The sequence below is a fragment of the Xanthobacter autotrophicus genome (genome assembly GCF_030015065.1).
GTDB classification, from domain to species: Bacteria; Pseudomonadota; Alphaproteobacteria; order Rhizobiales; family Xanthobacteraceae; genus Xanthobacter; species Xanthobacter autotrophicus_D.
The window spans coordinates 1-15,757 of record NZ_JAIVFN010000113.1 but is presented as its reverse complement, the minus strand read 5'-3'; the positions used below and the strand labels follow the sequence as shown (position 1 = coordinate 15,757).

At 68.4% G+C, this 15,757-nt stretch carries 13 protein-coding genes; 10 read left to right on the top strand and 3 right to left on the bottom strand.

Translation table 11 applies throughout. The features are described 5' to 3' along the window. On the bottom strand, positions 1 to 282 hold a 282-nt coding region (locus tag K9U40_RS18490; RefSeq protein WP_349239444.1), incomplete at its 3' end, for a DEAD/DEAH box helicase. A 260-nt stretch (positions 283 to 542) separates the two neighbouring features. Here K9U40_RS18490 and K9U40_RS18485 point away from each other — a divergent pair. From K9U40_RS18485 to murC, 4 genes are all read left to right on the top strand, one after another. Then, a complete protein-coding gene (locus K9U40_RS18485; protein WP_282891608.1) occupies positions 543 to 1,475 on the top strand; it encodes a hypothetical protein in 933 nt (310 codons plus the stop codon). Between the two features lie 62 nt (positions 1,476 to 1,537). Next, positions 1,538 to 2,749, top strand: coding sequence for a putative lipid II flippase FtsW (ftsW, locus tag K9U40_RS18480; RefSeq protein WP_282891607.1), 1,212 nt, complete (start codon positions 1,538 to 1,540; stop codon positions 2,747 to 2,749). Positions 2,750 to 2,980: 231 nt separating this feature from the next. Next, positions 2,981 to 4,114 carry an undecaprenyldiphospho-muramoylpentapeptide beta-N-acetylglucosaminyltransferase gene (gene murG, locus K9U40_RS18475; RefSeq protein ID WP_282891606.1) on the top strand — a complete coding sequence of 378 codons (1,134 nt, stop codon included), beginning with the start codon at positions 2,981 to 2,983 and terminating at the stop codon, positions 4,112 to 4,114. Continuing rightward, on the top strand, positions 4,111 to 5,523 hold the full coding sequence (gene murC / locus K9U40_RS18470) for a UDP-N-acetylmuramate--L-alanine ligase (protein ID WP_282891605.1): 1,413 nt from the start codon (positions 4,111 to 4,113) through the stop codon (positions 5,521 to 5,523). The genes murG and murC overlap by 4 nt, the downstream gene beginning before the upstream one ends. 147 nt (positions 5,524 to 5,670) lie before the next feature. Here the strand turns inward: murC and ccrA are convergent, their stop codons facing one another. Beyond that, positions 5,671 to 6,954, bottom strand: coding sequence for a crotonyl-CoA carboxylase/reductase (gene ccrA, locus K9U40_RS18465; RefSeq protein ID WP_282891604.1), 1,284 nt, complete (start codon positions 6,952 to 6,954; stop codon positions 5,671 to 5,673). A 264-nt stretch (positions 6,955 to 7,218) separates the two neighbouring features. Here ccrA and K9U40_RS18460 point away from each other — a divergent pair, with 264 nt between their 5' ends. The 6 genes from K9U40_RS18460 to K9U40_RS18435 all read left to right on the top strand — a co-directional run bounded on the left by K9U40_RS18460 (position 7,219) and on the right by K9U40_RS18435 (position 13,765). Continuing rightward, entirely contained in the window at positions 7,219 to 7,455 is a 237-nt protein-coding gene (locus tag K9U40_RS18460; RefSeq protein WP_282891603.1) for a GlsB/YeaQ/YmgE family stress response membrane protein, read from the top strand. Between the two features lie 232 nt (positions 7,456 to 7,687). Then, the gene (locus tag K9U40_RS18455) at positions 7,688 to 8,863 is read left to right on the top strand and encodes an acyltransferase family protein (RefSeq protein WP_282891602.1); all 1,176 of its coding nucleotides are present in this window, start codon (positions 7,688 to 7,690) and stop codon (positions 8,861 to 8,863) included. 21 nt (positions 8,864 to 8,884) lie between these two features. Next, complete coding sequence (locus K9U40_RS18450; RefSeq protein ID WP_282891601.1) at positions 8,885 to 10,858, top strand: protein meaA; 1,974 nt, start codon at positions 8,885 to 8,887, stop codon at positions 10,856 to 10,858. Positions 10,859 to 11,056: 198 nt separating this feature from the next. After that, positions 11,057 to 11,920 carry a VOC family protein gene (locus K9U40_RS18445; RefSeq protein ID WP_282891600.1) on the top strand — a complete coding sequence of 288 codons (864 nt, stop codon included), beginning with the start codon at positions 11,057 to 11,059 and terminating at the stop codon, positions 11,918 to 11,920. A gap of 223 nt (positions 11,921 to 12,143) precedes the next feature. Further along, positions 12,144 to 13,079 (top strand): DMT family transporter, encoded by a 936-nt coding sequence (locus K9U40_RS18440; RefSeq protein WP_282891599.1) that lies wholly within the window; start codon positions 12,144 to 12,146, stop codon positions 13,077 to 13,079. 107 nt (positions 13,080 to 13,186) lie between these two features. After that, complete coding sequence (locus K9U40_RS18435) at positions 13,187 to 13,765, top strand: GlcG/HbpS family heme-binding protein (RefSeq protein WP_282891598.1); 579 nt, start codon at positions 13,187 to 13,189, stop codon at positions 13,763 to 13,765. A 108-nt stretch (positions 13,766 to 13,873) separates the two neighbouring features. Here K9U40_RS18435 and serA read toward each other — a convergent pair whose 3' ends face one another. Next, on the bottom strand, positions 13,874 to 15,460 hold the full coding sequence (gene serA, locus K9U40_RS18430) for a phosphoglycerate dehydrogenase (RefSeq protein WP_282891597.1): 1,587 nt from the start codon (positions 15,458 to 15,460) through the stop codon (positions 13,874 to 13,876). Between the last annotated feature and the right edge of the window lie 297 nt (positions 15,461 to 15,757).

The window sequence follows — 15,757 nt, the reverse complement described above, 5'->3', positions numbered from 1 at the left end:
GGCAGGGGGAATGGAAGCAGGGCGCCGAGGGGGAGTGGCCCCGGCGGCCGAACGGTCCATGGACTTGCTCCCTGCGCCGGGCTCCTGCCGTCCGCCGCTCAGTTCGATCAGCGTGGGCAGGAAGCCGGCCAGGGTCTTGCCGGCGCCGGTGGGCGCGATGAGCAGCACCGAGCGTCCCGCCTGCGCGGCAGCGACGAGATCCAGCTGATGCGCCCGCGCGGTCCAGCCCCGCGCGCGGAACCAGTCGCGGAACACCTGCGGCAGCGCGCCATCCGCCGGGATGAATGCGGAAGCGGCGGGCTGGGACGCGTCGGGCGAGGGCGCGTCTGGATCGGGGGCGGTTCGTCGGGAGCGCTGCACGTCTCCAAGATAGGCATGCCGGGCCGGTTACGCGATGCCGGAGCCGTCCGGAAGCGGCATCGGCGGTGCGGCGTTACAACGTGAGGTGGCATCACGTGGGGAGGTTGCACCACACGGCTCGCGCCTTATAGTGCGCCCTTCCAGGCGGGAGAGCATGATCGGGGGCGGAGGGAAGGTCATGGATGACGGGTCGCGTTGCGGGTGAGTTTTCGCCGGGGGCGGAACACGGTGCTGTGCGGGTGGCGAACGGTCTCTTCGTCACCACCCGGTGCACGGACCGGATCCGGGCCCATTTCGAGCGGGTGCGGCGGCAGACCGAGGGCCTCGTGGACTGGCGTCTGGTCCACAATCCGGGCAACCGCGTCGCCCCGGTCGAGCCAATCCTCGATCCTCCGCCGGGAGAGGTGCTGCCGCAGCGCTTCCGCCAGATGGAAGAAAATGGCAGCCTCGTTCCCGGCTATATGGACGTGCTCGCCGTGGCCGCCGCCTGGCCGCTGCCCCACGATCAGACGTGGGTCATGGAATTCGACGTGGACTATAGCGGCGACTGGCGCGCCCTGTTCGAGCGCTTCGCCTCAAACGACGCCGACCTCCTGACCACCACGGTATTGCCCCTCGCCGATGACCCGGATTGGTATTTCAGCGATACCGCCCTGGTCCCGGCCCATGTGGACCCGGCCTGCCGCATGCGCTCGTTCAACCCGCTGATGCGCATGTCGCGGCGGTTCGTGGAAGCCTATGTCGCCGAGGTGCGCGATCCCGGCTGGCAGGGGCATTACGAGTTCCTGCTGCCCACCGTCGCCCGCCATCTCGGCCTCAGGATGGAGGACATGGGCGGGACGGGGCCGTTCTGCCCGCCCGAGCGACGCGGAACGCTCTATTCCAACACCCCGCTGCATCCGCATCTGACGCCGGGAACCTTCATCTACCGCCCGTGGCGGTCCGACTATTTCGCCGAGCGGCCGCAGGACTTCCCGCAGCGCGACTGGCTGTTCCACCCGGTGAAGCCGGACACGCCGCCTCCACCTCCCGAGCCGCCGGCCCCCCCGCCGCCGCGCCGCTCGCTCCTGCGGCGCCTGTGGCGTGCTGCGCGCGGCAAGGGGATGGGGTCTTAATCGCCCGTCAACCGTCCCGGACGCATGGTGCGGCAGATGTTCCGCACCGGAGTTGCCTCCCCATGATGTCGCGCGCCGACCGCACCGTCTTGAGCGAATGGTGGTGGACGGTGGACCGCGCCCTGCTGGCCGCCCTCTGCGGCCTCATGGTGATCGGCATCGTGCTGTGCCTCGCCGCGAGCCCGGCGGTGGCGGCGCGCCTCGGCATTCCCGATGCGTTCCACTTCGTGAACCGGCAGGTGCTGTTCCTGGTGCCGGCCGCCATGGTGATGATCGCCACCTCGTTCCTGTCGCCGCGGGCGCTCAGGCGCATCTGCATGGTGGTGTTCGCGCTGTTCTTCGTGCTGCTGCTGGCCACCCTGGTGGTGGGTCCGGAGGTGAAGGGCGCGCGGCGCTGGCTCACCATTGCCGGCGTCACGGTGCAGCCGTCCGAATTCATCAAGCCGGCCTTCGTCATCCTCGCCGCCTGGCTGTTCGCGGAGAGCACCAGGCGGCCGGAGATGCCGGCCCAGCTGTTGGCCTTCGGCCTGCTCGCCAGCGTGCTCGGCCCGCTGGTGAAGCAGCCGGACTTCGGCCAGAGCCTCTTGATCTCGCTGGTGTGGGCGTCCCTGTTCTTCCTCGCCGGGCTGCGCTGGATCTGGATGGTGGGCCTCGTGGGCGTGGGCGCCGGCGGCGGCTTCATCGCCTACATGACCGTCTCCCACGTGCAGAAGCGCATCAACCGCTTCCTCAATCCCGATTCGGGCGACACCTACCAGATCGACGCCGCGCTCAACTCCTTCCGCAACGGCGGCTGGTTCGGCCAGGGGCCGGGCGAGGGCACCATGAAGCGCATGCTACCGGACGGGCACACCGACTTCGTGTTCGCGGTGGCGGGGGAGGAGTTCGGCATCATCCTGTGCCTCATCATCCTGTCGCTGTTCGCCTTCATTATCCTCAGGTCGCTGTCGCGGGCCTCCAAGGAAAGCGACCCGTTCGCGCGCTTCGCCATCACCGGCCTGGCGCTGCTGTTCGGGCTGCAGGCCTCCATCAACATGGCGGTGAACGTGCACATCGCTCCCGCCAAGGGCATGACGCTGCCCTTCATCTCCTATGGCGGCTCCTCGCTCATCTCCATCGCCTTCGGCATGGGCATGCTGCTGGCGCTCTCGCGCAAGCGGCCCGGCGCGGCGGCGCTGGCGGCGCTCTCCGAGAAGCCGGCGGCGGAGCCCGTCGCCAAATCTGTCGCCATGCCGGTCGCGCCGCCCGGCGGCGCGCTGCCGGACCCGGCCTGAAGCCCGCGCGGCGCCTGAGCGGAGCGGATCGCGGGATGCGCGAGCATCCTTGCGATGCGGCAAGGGGTCCCGCGCGGCGTCTGAGCGGAGCGGATTGCGGGATGCGCCAGCATCCTTGCGATGCGGGAAAGCCTCTCCCCGGAAAGGCCGCATTGGCGGGGCAGCAAGCCCCGATCCGGCCGATCCCGTCGGCCGTTCCGGGTGCGGGGCCGATATCATCGGCCATGCGAGGTGGATGTGACGCAGCTTGTTCTTCTCGCCGCCGGCGGCACCGGCGGCCATCTGTTCCCGGCGGAGGCGCTCGCCGCGGCGCTCGGCCGGCGCGGCTTCGACGTGGATCTCGCCACCGACGCCCGCGCCGCGCGCTATGCCGGCCATTTCCCGGCGCGGGAACTGCATGTGCTGCCCGCCGACACCGTGCGCGGCCGCTCCCCGGTGGCGCTGGCGCGCACCGGCCTTAAGCTCGCCTCCGGCCTCGTGTCCTCCCTTGCGCTGCTCAAGCGGGTGAAGCCCGCAGCCGTGGTGGGCTTCGGCGGCTATCCCACCGTGCCGCCCCTGCTCGCGGCCTCGTTCATGGGGGTGCCGAGCCTCATCCATGAGGCGAACGGCGTCATGGGCCGGGCCAACCGCATGCTGGCGCGGCGCGTCAGCGCCATCGCCACCGGCTTTCCCGGCATCGTCGCCGCCGATCCGGACCTGGCCCCCAAGGCGGTGTGGACCGGCAATCCCCTGCGCCCGTCCGCCGTCGCCGCCGCGGCCACGCTTTATGATCCGCCGCTGCCGGGGGGCGAACTGCGCCTCCTCGTGTTCGGTGGCAGCCAGGGCGCGAGGGTGATGTCGGACGTGGTGCCGGAGGCCATCGAGCGGCTCGACGGCGACCTGCGCGCCCGCCTCGTCCTGACCCAGCAGGCGCGGGAGGAGGATCTGGAGCGGGTGAAGGCCACCTATGTCCGGCTCGGCGTGCGGGCCGTGGTGGCACCCTTCTTCGACGACCTGCCGGCGCGCATGGCCAGGGCCCATCTGGTGGTGTCGCGCTCCGGCGCCGGCACGGTGGCGGAGCTGGCCGCCATCGGCCGCCCCTCCATCCTGGTGCCGTTGCCCCACGCCCTCGACCAGGATCAGGCCGCCAACGCCCGCTCCCTGGGCGAGGTGGGTGCGGCGCTGGTGCTGCGGCAGGTGGAGTTCGATCCCGACCGGCTGGCGCTGGAGCTTCACAGCTTCGCCGGCGAACCTCGATCATTGACGCAGATGGCGGATAAGGCCAGAAGCCAGGGCGTGCTCGACGCAGCGGAACGGCTGGGCGATCTGGTCCGGCATCTGGCGGCGAAAGGCGCGGTCGCAACCTTTCAGGGGAAACTGGCATGAAGTTGCCGTCCGGCCTCGGCTCCATCCATTTCGTCGGCATCGGCGGCATCGGCATGAGCGGCATCGCCGAGGTGCTGCACAATCTCGGCTACGAAGTGCAGGGCTCGGACGTGGCGGACAGCGCCAACGTCAAGCGCCTGCGCGAGCACGGCATCACCGTGATGATCGGCCACGCGGCGGCCAATGTGGATGACGCGGACGTGGTGGTGGTCTCCTCCGCCATCAAGCGCGACAATCCCGAGCTGGTGGCCGCCCGCGCGAGGCGCCTGCCGGTGGTGCGCCGCGCCGAGATGCTGGCCGAGCTGATGCGGCTGAAGAGCTGCGTTTCCATCGCCGGCACCCACGGCAAGACCACCACCACCTCGCTGGTGGCGACCCTGCTCGACGCCGGCAATTTCGATCCCACCGTCATCAATGGCGGCATCATCAACGCCTACGGCACCAATGCCCGCCGCGGCGACGGCAACTGGATGGTGGTGGAGGCGGACGAGAGCGACGGCACCTTCCTGAAGCTGCCCACCGAGGTCGCCATCGTCACCAATGTGGACCCCGAGCACCTCGACCATTTCAAGACCTTCGACAAGGTGCAGGAGGCGTTCAAGGCGTTCGTGGAGAACGTGCCCTTCTACGGCTTCGCGGTGATGTGCATCGACCATCCGGTGGTGCAGGCGCTGGTGGGCCGCATCGAGGACCGGCGCGTCATCACCTATGGCGAGAACCCGCAGGCGGACGTACGCTTGGTGGACGTGGACCTGAAGGGCGGCATCACCCGCTTCGGCGTCGTCTTCCGCAACCGCGCTGGGGAGACGGTGCACGAGATTTCCGGCCTCAAGCTGCCCATGCCCGGCAAGCACAATGCGCTCAACGCCACCGCCGCCATCGCGGTGGCCCACGAGCTGAAGGTGCCGGACGACAGGATCATCGAGGCCATCGGCGCCTTCGGCGGGGTGAAGCGCCGCTTCACCCGCACCGGGGATTGGAACGGCGTCACCGTATTCGACGATTACGGCCACCACCCGGTGGAGATCGCCGCCGTGCTGAAGGCGGCGCGGGCGGCGAGCGAGGGGCAGGTGATCGCGGTGGTGCAGCCGCACCGCTATTCGCGCCTCGCCTCCTTGTTCGACGAATTCTGCACCTGCTTCAACGATGCCGACCACGTGGTGGTGGCTCCGGTCTATGCCGCCGGCGAGGCACCCATCGAGGGGGCGGACCGGGACCATCTGGTGCAGGGCCTCATCGCCCACGGCCACCGCTCGGTGACGGCGCTGGACGGGCCGGAAAAGCTCGCCGAAGTGGTGGGGACGCTGGCGAAGCCGGGCGACTATGTGATCTGCCTCGGCGCCGGCTCCATCAGCTCATGGGCTTACGCCCTGCCGGGGGAACTCGCTGCGCTCAAGCCGGCGGCGTGAGGCGGCGGCCCGCACTGCCAACCTGCCACAAAGGAGGCCGGTCGGCTTGTAGTGCAAGCTGATCGGACCGCGGTCCGAAACAGAAGCGGCGGCCCGGGGGCCGCCGCTTTGCGTTTCAGGGATGCGAATGCCCGCGGAGGCGCGGCCTCACTTCTTCGCGCCGGCCTCGATCACGTCCTCGATGGTGCGCAGGCCGGTGCGGGGGGCGTTGACCAGCACCGCCATGTTGCCGGGGGCGTGCTGGTTCTTCCACATCTTGGTGTGCGCCTCGGGGATGCGGTCCCAGGGGAACACTTCCGACATGCAGGGGTCCACGCGCCGGTCGATGATGAACTGGTTGGCGGCGGAAGCCTGCTTGAGGTGGGCGAAATGGGAGCCCTGGATGCGCTTCTGGCGCATCCACACATAGCGGGCGTCGAAGGTGATGTTGAAGCCGGTGGTGCCGGCGCAGAACACGATCATGCCGCCGCGCTTGCCCACCAGGGTGGAGACCGGGAAGGTCTGCTCTCCGGGATGCTCGAACACGATGTCCACGTCGCGCTTGCCGGTGATGTCCCAGATGGCCTTGCCGAACTTGCGCGCTTCCTTGGTCCACTCGGTGTATTCCGGCGAGTTGACCTTGGGCAGCTGGCCCCAGCACTTGAAGTCCTTGCGGTTGATCACGCCCTTGGCGCCGAGGCCGAGGACATAATCACGCTTGGTCTCGTCGGAGATGACGCCGATCACGTGCGCGCCCGAGGCGGCGGCGAGCTGCACGCCGAACACGCCGAGGCCGCCCGAGGCGCCCCACACCAGCACGTAGTCGCCCGGCTTCACCGTGTGCGGCGGGTGGCCGAACAGCATGCGATAGGCGGTGGCCATGGTGAGGGTGTAGCAGGCGCTTTCTTCCCAGGTCAGGTGCTTGGGGCGCGGCATCAGCTGGCGCGCCTGAACCCGGCAGAACTGGGCGAAGGAGCCGTCCGGCGTCTCATAGCCCCAGATGCGCTGGGACGGGGAGAACATGGGATCGCCGCCGTTGCACTCCTCGTCGTCGCCGTCGTCCTGGTTGCAGTGGACGACCACCTCGTCGCCCACCTTCCAGCGCTTCACCTTGGCGCCCACCGCCCAGACGATGCCGGACGCGTCGGAGCCGGCGATGTGGTACGGCAGCTTGTGCACGTCGAACACGGAGATGGGCTCGCCGAGGCCGGCCCAGATGCCGTTGTAGTTCACGCCGGCGGCCATGACGTAGACCAGCACGTCGTTCTCGCCCAGCTCCCAGGTGGGCACCACCTCCAGCTGGAACGACTGCTCCGGCGGCCCGTGGCGCTCGCGGCGGATGGCCCAGGCATACATCTGCGCGGGCACGTGGCCGAGGGGGGGAACCTCGCCGAGCTCGTAAAGGTCCTTCACGGGTCCCTCATTGGCATTGGCAGCTGCCGTCTGGGCCATGGCTTTCGTCCTCTCCTGGCATCTTGCGGACCGTTCGGTCGCGTCTTTGGGGGCTTCTTGCATTGCAGCGTAGCAGAGAAAAATTCCAAAGCGATACCCATCTCATTGGACCATCGGCGGACATTTTCCGCGTTTTGAGAGCCAAAAGGCCACGCTCGCGCTGTCATTCACGCGCGGCGCCGACAGCGCTAGGCTGCGCCGTCGCGGGACGGCCGGCCGCCGGGGCGGACAGGCCGGGGCGGCGACAAGGAAAGGGGACGGGACATGGGTATCTTGTGGATGGTCATCGTCGGCGCCATCGCCGGCTTCCTGGCGGGGCAGATCTTCCAGGGCTACGGCTTCGGCATTGTCGGCAACATCGCGGTTGGCATCGTCGGCGCCCTCATCGGCGGCTTCCTGTTCGGCGGCGTGTTCGTGGTGGGTGGCATGATCGGCCAGATCATCTCCGCCACCATCGGCGCGGTGATCCTCCTGTTCATCATCTCGCTGGTGAAACGCTGAGGCGCAAAGGGCAGAGCGGCCGCGACCGCCGGCGGGGCGGTTGCGGCTCTCCCTGGCTGATCGGACCCGTGTGCATCGCGTCGCGGCTGATTTTTGCAGCGCATCATTTTTGCGCTTCAACCCCGCAAACCCCTGCTTTATAGTCGCGTCGCAAGCGCTGCACCCGCGAGACGGAGGCGGTACGACCAACCGATCCGGCTGCGAGCCGTCGGGGCTTTTCAGGGGGCGCCTGATGACTTCGAACAGGTGGGGTCACATCGACTCGATGCGCGGTTTGGCCGCCCTCGGTGTCGTGTACTTTCATATTGCTGAATGCGGCATCAAGTTTGGGTTGGTGAATAATTCCATCGAGCGGGCGCTGTTCTACGTCTTTGTTGATGTTCTGGATCTCGGCAAGGTCGCGGTCGTTGTCTTTTTCGCTATTTCCGGCTTCGTGATCCCGTTTTCCTTGCTCAAAGCGCAAAACCGGCCGCTGACGGCATTCGCCATCTCGCGTTTTTTCAGGCTTTACCCGGCCTATTGGCTGTCGATCATCCTGGCTGTCATTTATCTTTTGGTGGCGACGCGGTTCTCCTCTGACGCGCCCCAGGGAATCCCGCGCGATCTCGGCGTCGGCGCCATCCTGGTCAATGTGACGATGCTGCAGCAGTTCGTGGGGGTGAAGAACCTTCTGGGCGTCTACTGGACGCTGCAGATCGAGCTGATTTTCTACATGCTGTGCGCCGGCCTGTTTGCCCTCGGCCTGCTCGCGCGTCCCAGGGCGGCACTGGTGGCCCTCTTGGTCTGCCTCTCGATCGCGATCAGCTTCGCCCTTGTCCGTTTCGGGCTGGGGCGCAAGATGCCGGTTGCTCTGCCGCTGGGGCTTTCGGTGATGTTCTGGGGCCTGGTGTGGCGCTACCGCCTCACCGCGAAGGACGCGGACGGCCCCGGCGCGCGCCGTATGTCCAACTGGGGCACGGTGGCGCTGGTGGTCGCGCTGCCGGCAATCTCGGTGTTCGGCTATGGCGACGACTGGCTGCGCTATATTCTGACCTATTATGTAGCCATGGTCCTGTTCGTGGCCATGACCACCAAGTTCCGGGTCTCGCACGGCATTTTCGTCTGGCTGGGGCTCATCAGCTACTCGGTCTATCTGATGGGCCCGGTCGCGCAGGACATCGTCCTCAGCCTGATGGGCACGGAGGGGCTGCGGGCCGTTCCCATCCACGTCACCTTCATCCTGATTGCCGCGTTGACCGTAGCCATGTCCGCCGCGTCCTATTATCTTGTCGAACGGCCGGCGCAGGACATCGGCCGTCGACTGATCGCTCGGCTGCAGTCGCCCCGTTCCGAACCTGAGCGCTCTCCTGCCACCATTTTCCCATCGACGTCCCCTGTGCCAGGACGCACAATGGCTGATCCCCAATAGCCCCCGAGGACGAGGAAACGCATGGTAGTCCGCGACAAACCCTGGCTTTTCCGCACCTATGCGGGGCATTCCACGGCGATGGAGTCCAACAAGCTCTACCGCTCGAACCTCGCCAAGGGACAGACCGGCCTCTCCGTCGCCTTCGACCTGCCCACCCAGACCGGTTACGATTCGGATCATCCCCTGGCGCGCGGCGAGGTGGGCAAGGTGGGCGTGCCCATCTCCCATCTCGGCGACATGCGCACCCTGTTCGACGGCATCCCGCTCGCCGAGATGAACACGTCCATGACCATCAATGCCTGTGCGGCGTGGCTGCTCTCGCTCTATATCGCCACGGCGGACGAGCAGGGCGCGGACCGCACCAAGCTGCAGGGCACCACCCAGAACGACATCATCAAGGAATATCTGTCGCGCGGCACCTATGTGTTCCCGCCGGCGCCGTCCATGCGCCTGACCAAGGACACCATCATCTTCACCACGAAGGATCTGCCCAAGTGGAACCCGATGAATGTGTGCTCCTACCACCTGCAGGAGGCCGGGGCGACGCCGGTGCAGGAGCTGGCCTTCGCCCTCGCCAACGCCATCGCCATCCTCGACACGGTGAAGAAGTCCGGTGAGGCGGAGGGCGCGGCCTTCGGCGAGGTGGTGGGGCGCATCTCCTTCTTCGTGAACGCGGGCATGCGCTTCATCACCGAGATGTGCAAGATGCGGGCGTTCGTGGATCTCTGGGACGAGATCTGCGTGGAGCGCTACGGCATCACCGACGCCAAGCAGAAGCTGTTCCGCTACGGCGTGCAGGTGAACTCCCTGGGCCTCACCGAGCAGCAGCCGGAGAACAACGTCTACCGCATCCTTTTGGAGATGCTGGCCGTCACCCTCTCCAAGAAGGCCCGCGCCCGCGCCGTGCAGCTGCCGGCCTGGAACGAGGCGCTGGGCCTGCCGCGCTCCTTCGACCAGCAATGGTCGCTGCGCATGCAGCAGGTGGTGGCCTACGAGACCGACCTGCTCGAATATGGCGACATCTTCGACGGCTCCACCGAGATCGCCCGCAAGGTGCAGGAGCTGAAGGAGGAGGCGCGCGCCGAGCTCGCCCGCATTGACGCCATGGGTGGCGCGGTGGCCGCCATCGAGAATTCCTACATGAAGCAGCAGCTGGTGGAGTCCAACACCCGCCGCCTCGAGGCCATCGAGCGCGGCGAGCAGGTGGTGGTGGGCGTCAACCGCTGGACCGAGACCGAGCCCTCGCCCCTGACCACCGGCGAAGGCGCCATCCTCACCGTGCCGGAAGGTGTTGAGGCGGAGCAGATCGCCCGCCTTCAGGCCTGGCGCGAGGCGCGTGATCCCAAGGCGGTGGCGGCGGCTCTCGCGGCGCTCAAAAGCGCGGCGCAGGAGGGGCGCAACATCATGGAGCCCTCCATCGTGTGCGCCAAGGCCGGCATTACCACCGGCGAATGGGGCACCTGCCTGCGCGAGGTGTTCGGCGAATACCGCGCCCCCACCGGCGTCGGCCGCGCCGCCCGCGTGGACACGCAGGGGCTGGACGAGGTGCGCAAGGGCGTGGACGCGGTGTCCGAGAAGATCGGCCGGCGCATCAAGTTCCTGGTGGGCAAGCCGGGCCTCGACGGCCATTCCAACGGCGCCGAGCAAATCGCCGTGCGCGCCCGCGACTGCGGCATGGAAGTGGTCTATGAGGGCATCCGCCTGACCCCCGCCGAGATCGTCAACGCCGCGCTGGAAGAGAGCGTGCACGTCATCGGCCTGTCCATCCTCTCCGGCTCCCACGTGCCGCTGGTGCGCGACGTGATGGAGCGCCTGCGCGCCGAGGGGCTCGCCGACATCCCGGTGGTGGTGGGCGGCATCATCCCGCCGGAGGACGAGGTGCAGCTGAAGGGCTTCGGCGTGACCGCGGTCTACACCCCGAAGAATTTCGAGCTGAACCGCATCATGGCCGACATCGTCGCCATCGTGGACCGGCAGGGCCAGAAGGCGGCCTGAGCGGCGGGAGCGCGCCGCAGTTCAGGCCGGGCGGCGGATGCCGGACCCGCACGGGGTCCCGCGCCGCAACATCGTGCGGTGATGCTGGGCGTGGCTTGCGCCGGTGCAATGGCAAAGCGACCGAGGTCTCGTCATATTTGAAGCAACGCAGGCGGCGGGCCCCGAGAGGGGCGTCACCGTCCTGCCAGGAGCTTCAAGATGACCACCGCCCTCTCCCTTTCCCCTGAAACCGCGCCTCACGACCTCGTTCTCGGCGCCGTGACCCTGTCGAGCCGCGACCCGGACCGGCTCATCCCCTTCTATCGCGATGGCGTGGGCCTGGAGGTGCTCGCCACCGGCGAGACCTCCGTGCTCGGCGCCGGCGGCCGCCCGCTGGTGGAGATCGCGCGCCGGCCGGATGCCGCCCGCGCCCCCGTCCGCGCCCCCGGCCTGTTCCACATGGCGCTCCGCGTGCCGGACCGGGCGAGCCTTGCCGCGCGGCTCATGGCCCTCCACCATATGGGCCTGCGGATGGGCGCCTCCGACCACCTGGTGAGCGAGGCGCTCTATGTGGACGATCCGGACGGCAACGGCATCGAGATCTACCGCGACCGCCCCGCCGCCGAATGGCCGCGCAGCCCGGACGGCACCATCGCCATGGCCACACTGCCCCTCGACCTCGCCGCTCTGGCCCGCGAGGCGCCGCCGGCCGCGCGACCCGCCCCTGCGGGCACCGACATGGGCCATGTCCATCTCAAGGTCGCCGACCTGGAGGCGGCGCGCCGCTTCTGGGTGGATACGGTGGGCCTCGCCATCATGGCGCGCTATCCCGGCGCCCTGTTCGTGAGCGCGGACGGCTATCACCACCATCTCGGCCTCAACACCTGGCAGTCCTCGGGGGCGCCCGCGCCGGCGGCCGGCACGGCGGGGCTCGACCATTTCACCGTGCGGCTCCCGGCCGATGCCATCGAAGCCCTCGCCGGGCGCCTCGCGGCCGCCGGCGTCGCCTGCGCGACCACCCCGGCCGGCGACCTGAGCGTGACCGATCCGTCCGGCAACCGGGCGCTGTTCCGCCCGGCATGAGGGGCATCCATCACGGTGCGTGATGGATCGGTGCGCCAAAATAGATTTCCCACGCGCGGCGGATGGCGCTACAGCGAAGCGCCGGATCGGCCCCGGCCTGGAACCCGCGCCGATCCGGCCGCACCCCGGCCCGATCGAGCCACGCAGGTGGTTCCAGCTTCGGGGCCCGGCCGGAAGATCAGCACAAGGCCGCGCGGCGTCACGCCGGGAGGCGGGAGGAAAGATGTCGGCAAGGCCCGCGCGCCCGTCCGGATTCGCCCTTTATGATGCGCCGTATCTGCTGCTCACCGTCACGGCGTTGCTGTGGGCCATCAATATCGTGCTCGGGCGCTTCGTCGCCGGCCATGTGCCGCCGGTGACGCTGGCCTTCGTGCGCTGGGTGGGGGCGACGCTCATCCTGTTGCCCTTCGCCTTCGGGCAGATCCGGCGCGACCTGCCGCTCATTCTCCGGCATTTCTGGCTGCTGGTGCTGCTCGCGGCCACGGGCATCGCCTGCTACAACGCCATGAGCTATTACGGGCTGCAATATACGCAGGCCCTCAACGGCCTGCTGGTGCAGTCCACCGCGCCGCTGCTGGTCGCCTTGTGGACCTTCTTCATCTTCCGCGAGCGCCTGAGCCCGGGCCAGATGGCGGGCATCGTGACCTCGCTCGTCGGCGTGCTGGTGATCATCAGCCACGGCAGCCTCGATACCTTCCTGCATCTCAAGCCCAACGTCGGCGACGTGTGGATCATCTTCGCCCTGTTCATCTATGCTTTCTATGCCGCCATCCTGCGCAAGCGGCCGGCGCTGGGGCCGCTCTCCTTCCTTGCCGTGATCATGGCGCTGGGCTCGGTGCTGCTGGCGCCGTTCGCGGTCTGGGAGGCGGCGCTGGGGCACACGCTGCATTTCGACCAAATGACGCTGGCGGTTCTGGCCTATGTGATGGTCGGCCCCTCCATCGTCGCCTACCTGTTCTTCAACCGGGGCGTGGAACTGGTGGGGGCGAATGCCGCCGCGCCGTTCCTGCACCTGATGCCGGTGTTCGGCACCGCGCTCGCCATCCTCTTCCTCGGCGAGACCATGGCCTGGTACCACGTGGCGGGTTATGCGCTGGTCATCGCCGGCATCGCGCTGGCGACGCTGGCCGCGCGGGCCAAGGTCCGGCCGCCCGCCTGAGCGGGTCGCCCGTCACGCCTGCGTGAAACTATTAAAATGTATTTTAAAGGTTACATGCCCTCTGCTAGGAGCGGTCCTGCCGGACGAGCCGGCAGGAGGTGACGAGCATGGTCAGAGGCATTTGGAGCAAGGGGACGGGCGCTGGCGCGCACCATGAGATTCGCGCTGCCGTGGCGTGCGGCGCGCTGGTGGCGGTGATGCTGTCCGTGCTGGTCGCGCCGGTGGCGCCGGCGGCGGCGCAGGTGCGCGGTTCCGGCTGGGAGCTGCCGCTGGCGCTCGCCAACGAGGCCGCGCTGGAGGCGGTGCGTGCCTGCGCCGAGAAGGGCTGGCCGGTCTCGGTAGCGGTGGTGGACGTGTCCGGCGAGACCCGCGTGCTGGTGAAGAGCGACCATTCCACCACCCACACCCGCACCTCCAGCTTCCGCAAGGCCTATACGGTCGCGACCCTTGGGCCGGTGTTCGGCTTCGACACCCTCTCGGCTTTCGTGGAGAAGACCCGTGGCGGGCCCAGCACCCAGGCGCTCGCCTCCCTGCCGGAAATCCTGCTTCTGGCCGGCGGCGTCGGCGTGAAGGCGAAGGGGGAGATCGTGGCCGCCATCGGCGTGGGCGGCGCGCCGGGCGGAGAGAAGGACGAGGCCTGCGCCGCTGCCGGCCTTGCCAGGATCGCCGACCGCCTGCCGCATTGAAACAAGAGCGGGCGGGCCCGGTCTTCGACCGGCACCGAACGCATCACGCACACAAGAAAACGGCCGCCCGAGGGGCGGCCGTTCCGGGCCGATCAGAACACCGATGCTTCAGAACACCAGGGCCTTGGCCGCCTTCACCTGCGGCAGCGCCTGCACCTTGCCGAGCACCTCCGCCGGCACGGTGCCATCCACCGCCACCAAAGCGATGGCGTCGCCGCCCAGATGGTCGCGGCCGAGGGCGAAGGTGGCGATGTTCACCCCCGCATCGCCGATGAGGCTGGCGAAGCGGCCGATGAAGCCCGGCTTGTCCTCGTTGGTGATGTAGATCATGGAGGGTGCGAACTCCGCGTCCACCTTGATGCCCTTGATGTTCACGATGCGCGGGCGGCCGTCCGCGAACACGGTGCCGGATATGGAGCGCTCCAGCGTGTCCGCCACCACGGTGATGGTGATGAGGCTGTCAAAGTCGCCGGTGGCGGCGCGGGTGGTCTCCTCGATGACGATGCCGCGCTCCTTGGCGACGGTGGGGGCGGACACCACGTTGACCTCCGAGAGCATCGGGCGCAGCAGCCCTGCCACCGCGGCGGAGGTCAGCGCCTTCACCTTCAGCTCCGCCACCGCGCCTTCGTAGACGATGTGCACGGTCTTGATGTCGGTGTCGGTGAGTTGGCCGGCGAACGAGCCGAGCTTTTCCGCCAGCTCGATGAAGGGCTTCAGCCTGGGGGCTTCCTCGGCGGTGATGGAGGGGAAGTTCACCGCGTTGGAGATGGCGCCGGTGAGGAGATAATCGCTCATCTGCTCGGCGACCTGCAGGGCCACATTCTCCTGTGCCTCGGCGGTGGCGGCGCCGAGATGGGGGGTGCACACCACGTTTTCGCGGCCGAACAGGGGATTGGTCTGCGCCGGCTCCACGACGAACACGTCGAAGGCGGCGCCGGCCACGTGCCCGGCATCGAGGGCGGCGGCGAGCGCCGCCTCGTCCACCAGCCCGCCGCGGGCGCAGTTGATGATGCGCACGCCTTTCTTGCACCTGGCGATGTTCTCGGCCGAGAGGACGTTCTTCGTCTTCTCGGTCAGCGGGGTGTGCAGAGTGATGAAGTCGGCGCGGGCGAGCAGGTCGTCCAGCTCCACCTTTTCCACGCCGAGGTCGAGGGCCCGCTCCACCGAGAGGAAGGGATCGAAGGCGATCACCTTCATCTTCAGGCCCACGCCGCGCTCGGCGACGATGGAGCCGATATTGCCGCAGCCGATGATGCCCAGCGTCTTGGCGGTGACCTCGACGCCCATGAAGCGGTTCTTCTCCCACTTGCCGGCCTGGGTGGAGGCGTCCGCCGCCGGGATCTCGCGCGCCAGCGCGAACATCATGGCGATGGCGTGCTCGGCGGTGGTGATGGAATTGCCGAACGGCGTGTTCATCACGATCACGCCCCTGGCGGTGGCGGCCGGCAGGTCCACGTTGTCCACGCCGATGCCGGCGCGGCCGATGACCTTCAGGCGGTCGGCCTTCGCCAGGATCTTCGGGGTGACCTTGGTGGCCGAGCGGATGGCGAGGCCGTCATACTGGCCGATGATCTCGGCCAGCCTGTCCTTGTCCTTGCCGAGGTCGGGCTGGAAATCCACCTCGATGCCGCGATCCCTGAAGATCTGGATGGCGGCGGGCGACAGCTTGTCGGAGATGAGAACGCGGGGTGCCATGGTGGGCTCCGGAAAGGGGGGATGTCCGGCCGGGCATGCGCGAGGGTTCCGCGCTTCGCCGGCGTGAACCCTCTCCCGCTTGCGGGGGAGGGGAGGGGATGTCAGGTGCCACCCATCTCCCCTCTGCCTTCGCGGGAGAGGGTGATGGGGGTGAGGGGCGCCCCGGCCGGGCGGCGTCGTGCTGTCCCGCGGCTCCTGCCGATGAAAGCCCTCTCCCGCTTGCGGGGGAGGGTTGGGAGGGGGAAAGCGTGCGCGCGGCAGAAAGCGCGCCTGGACGGGGGAGGCCGGAAGGCCCCC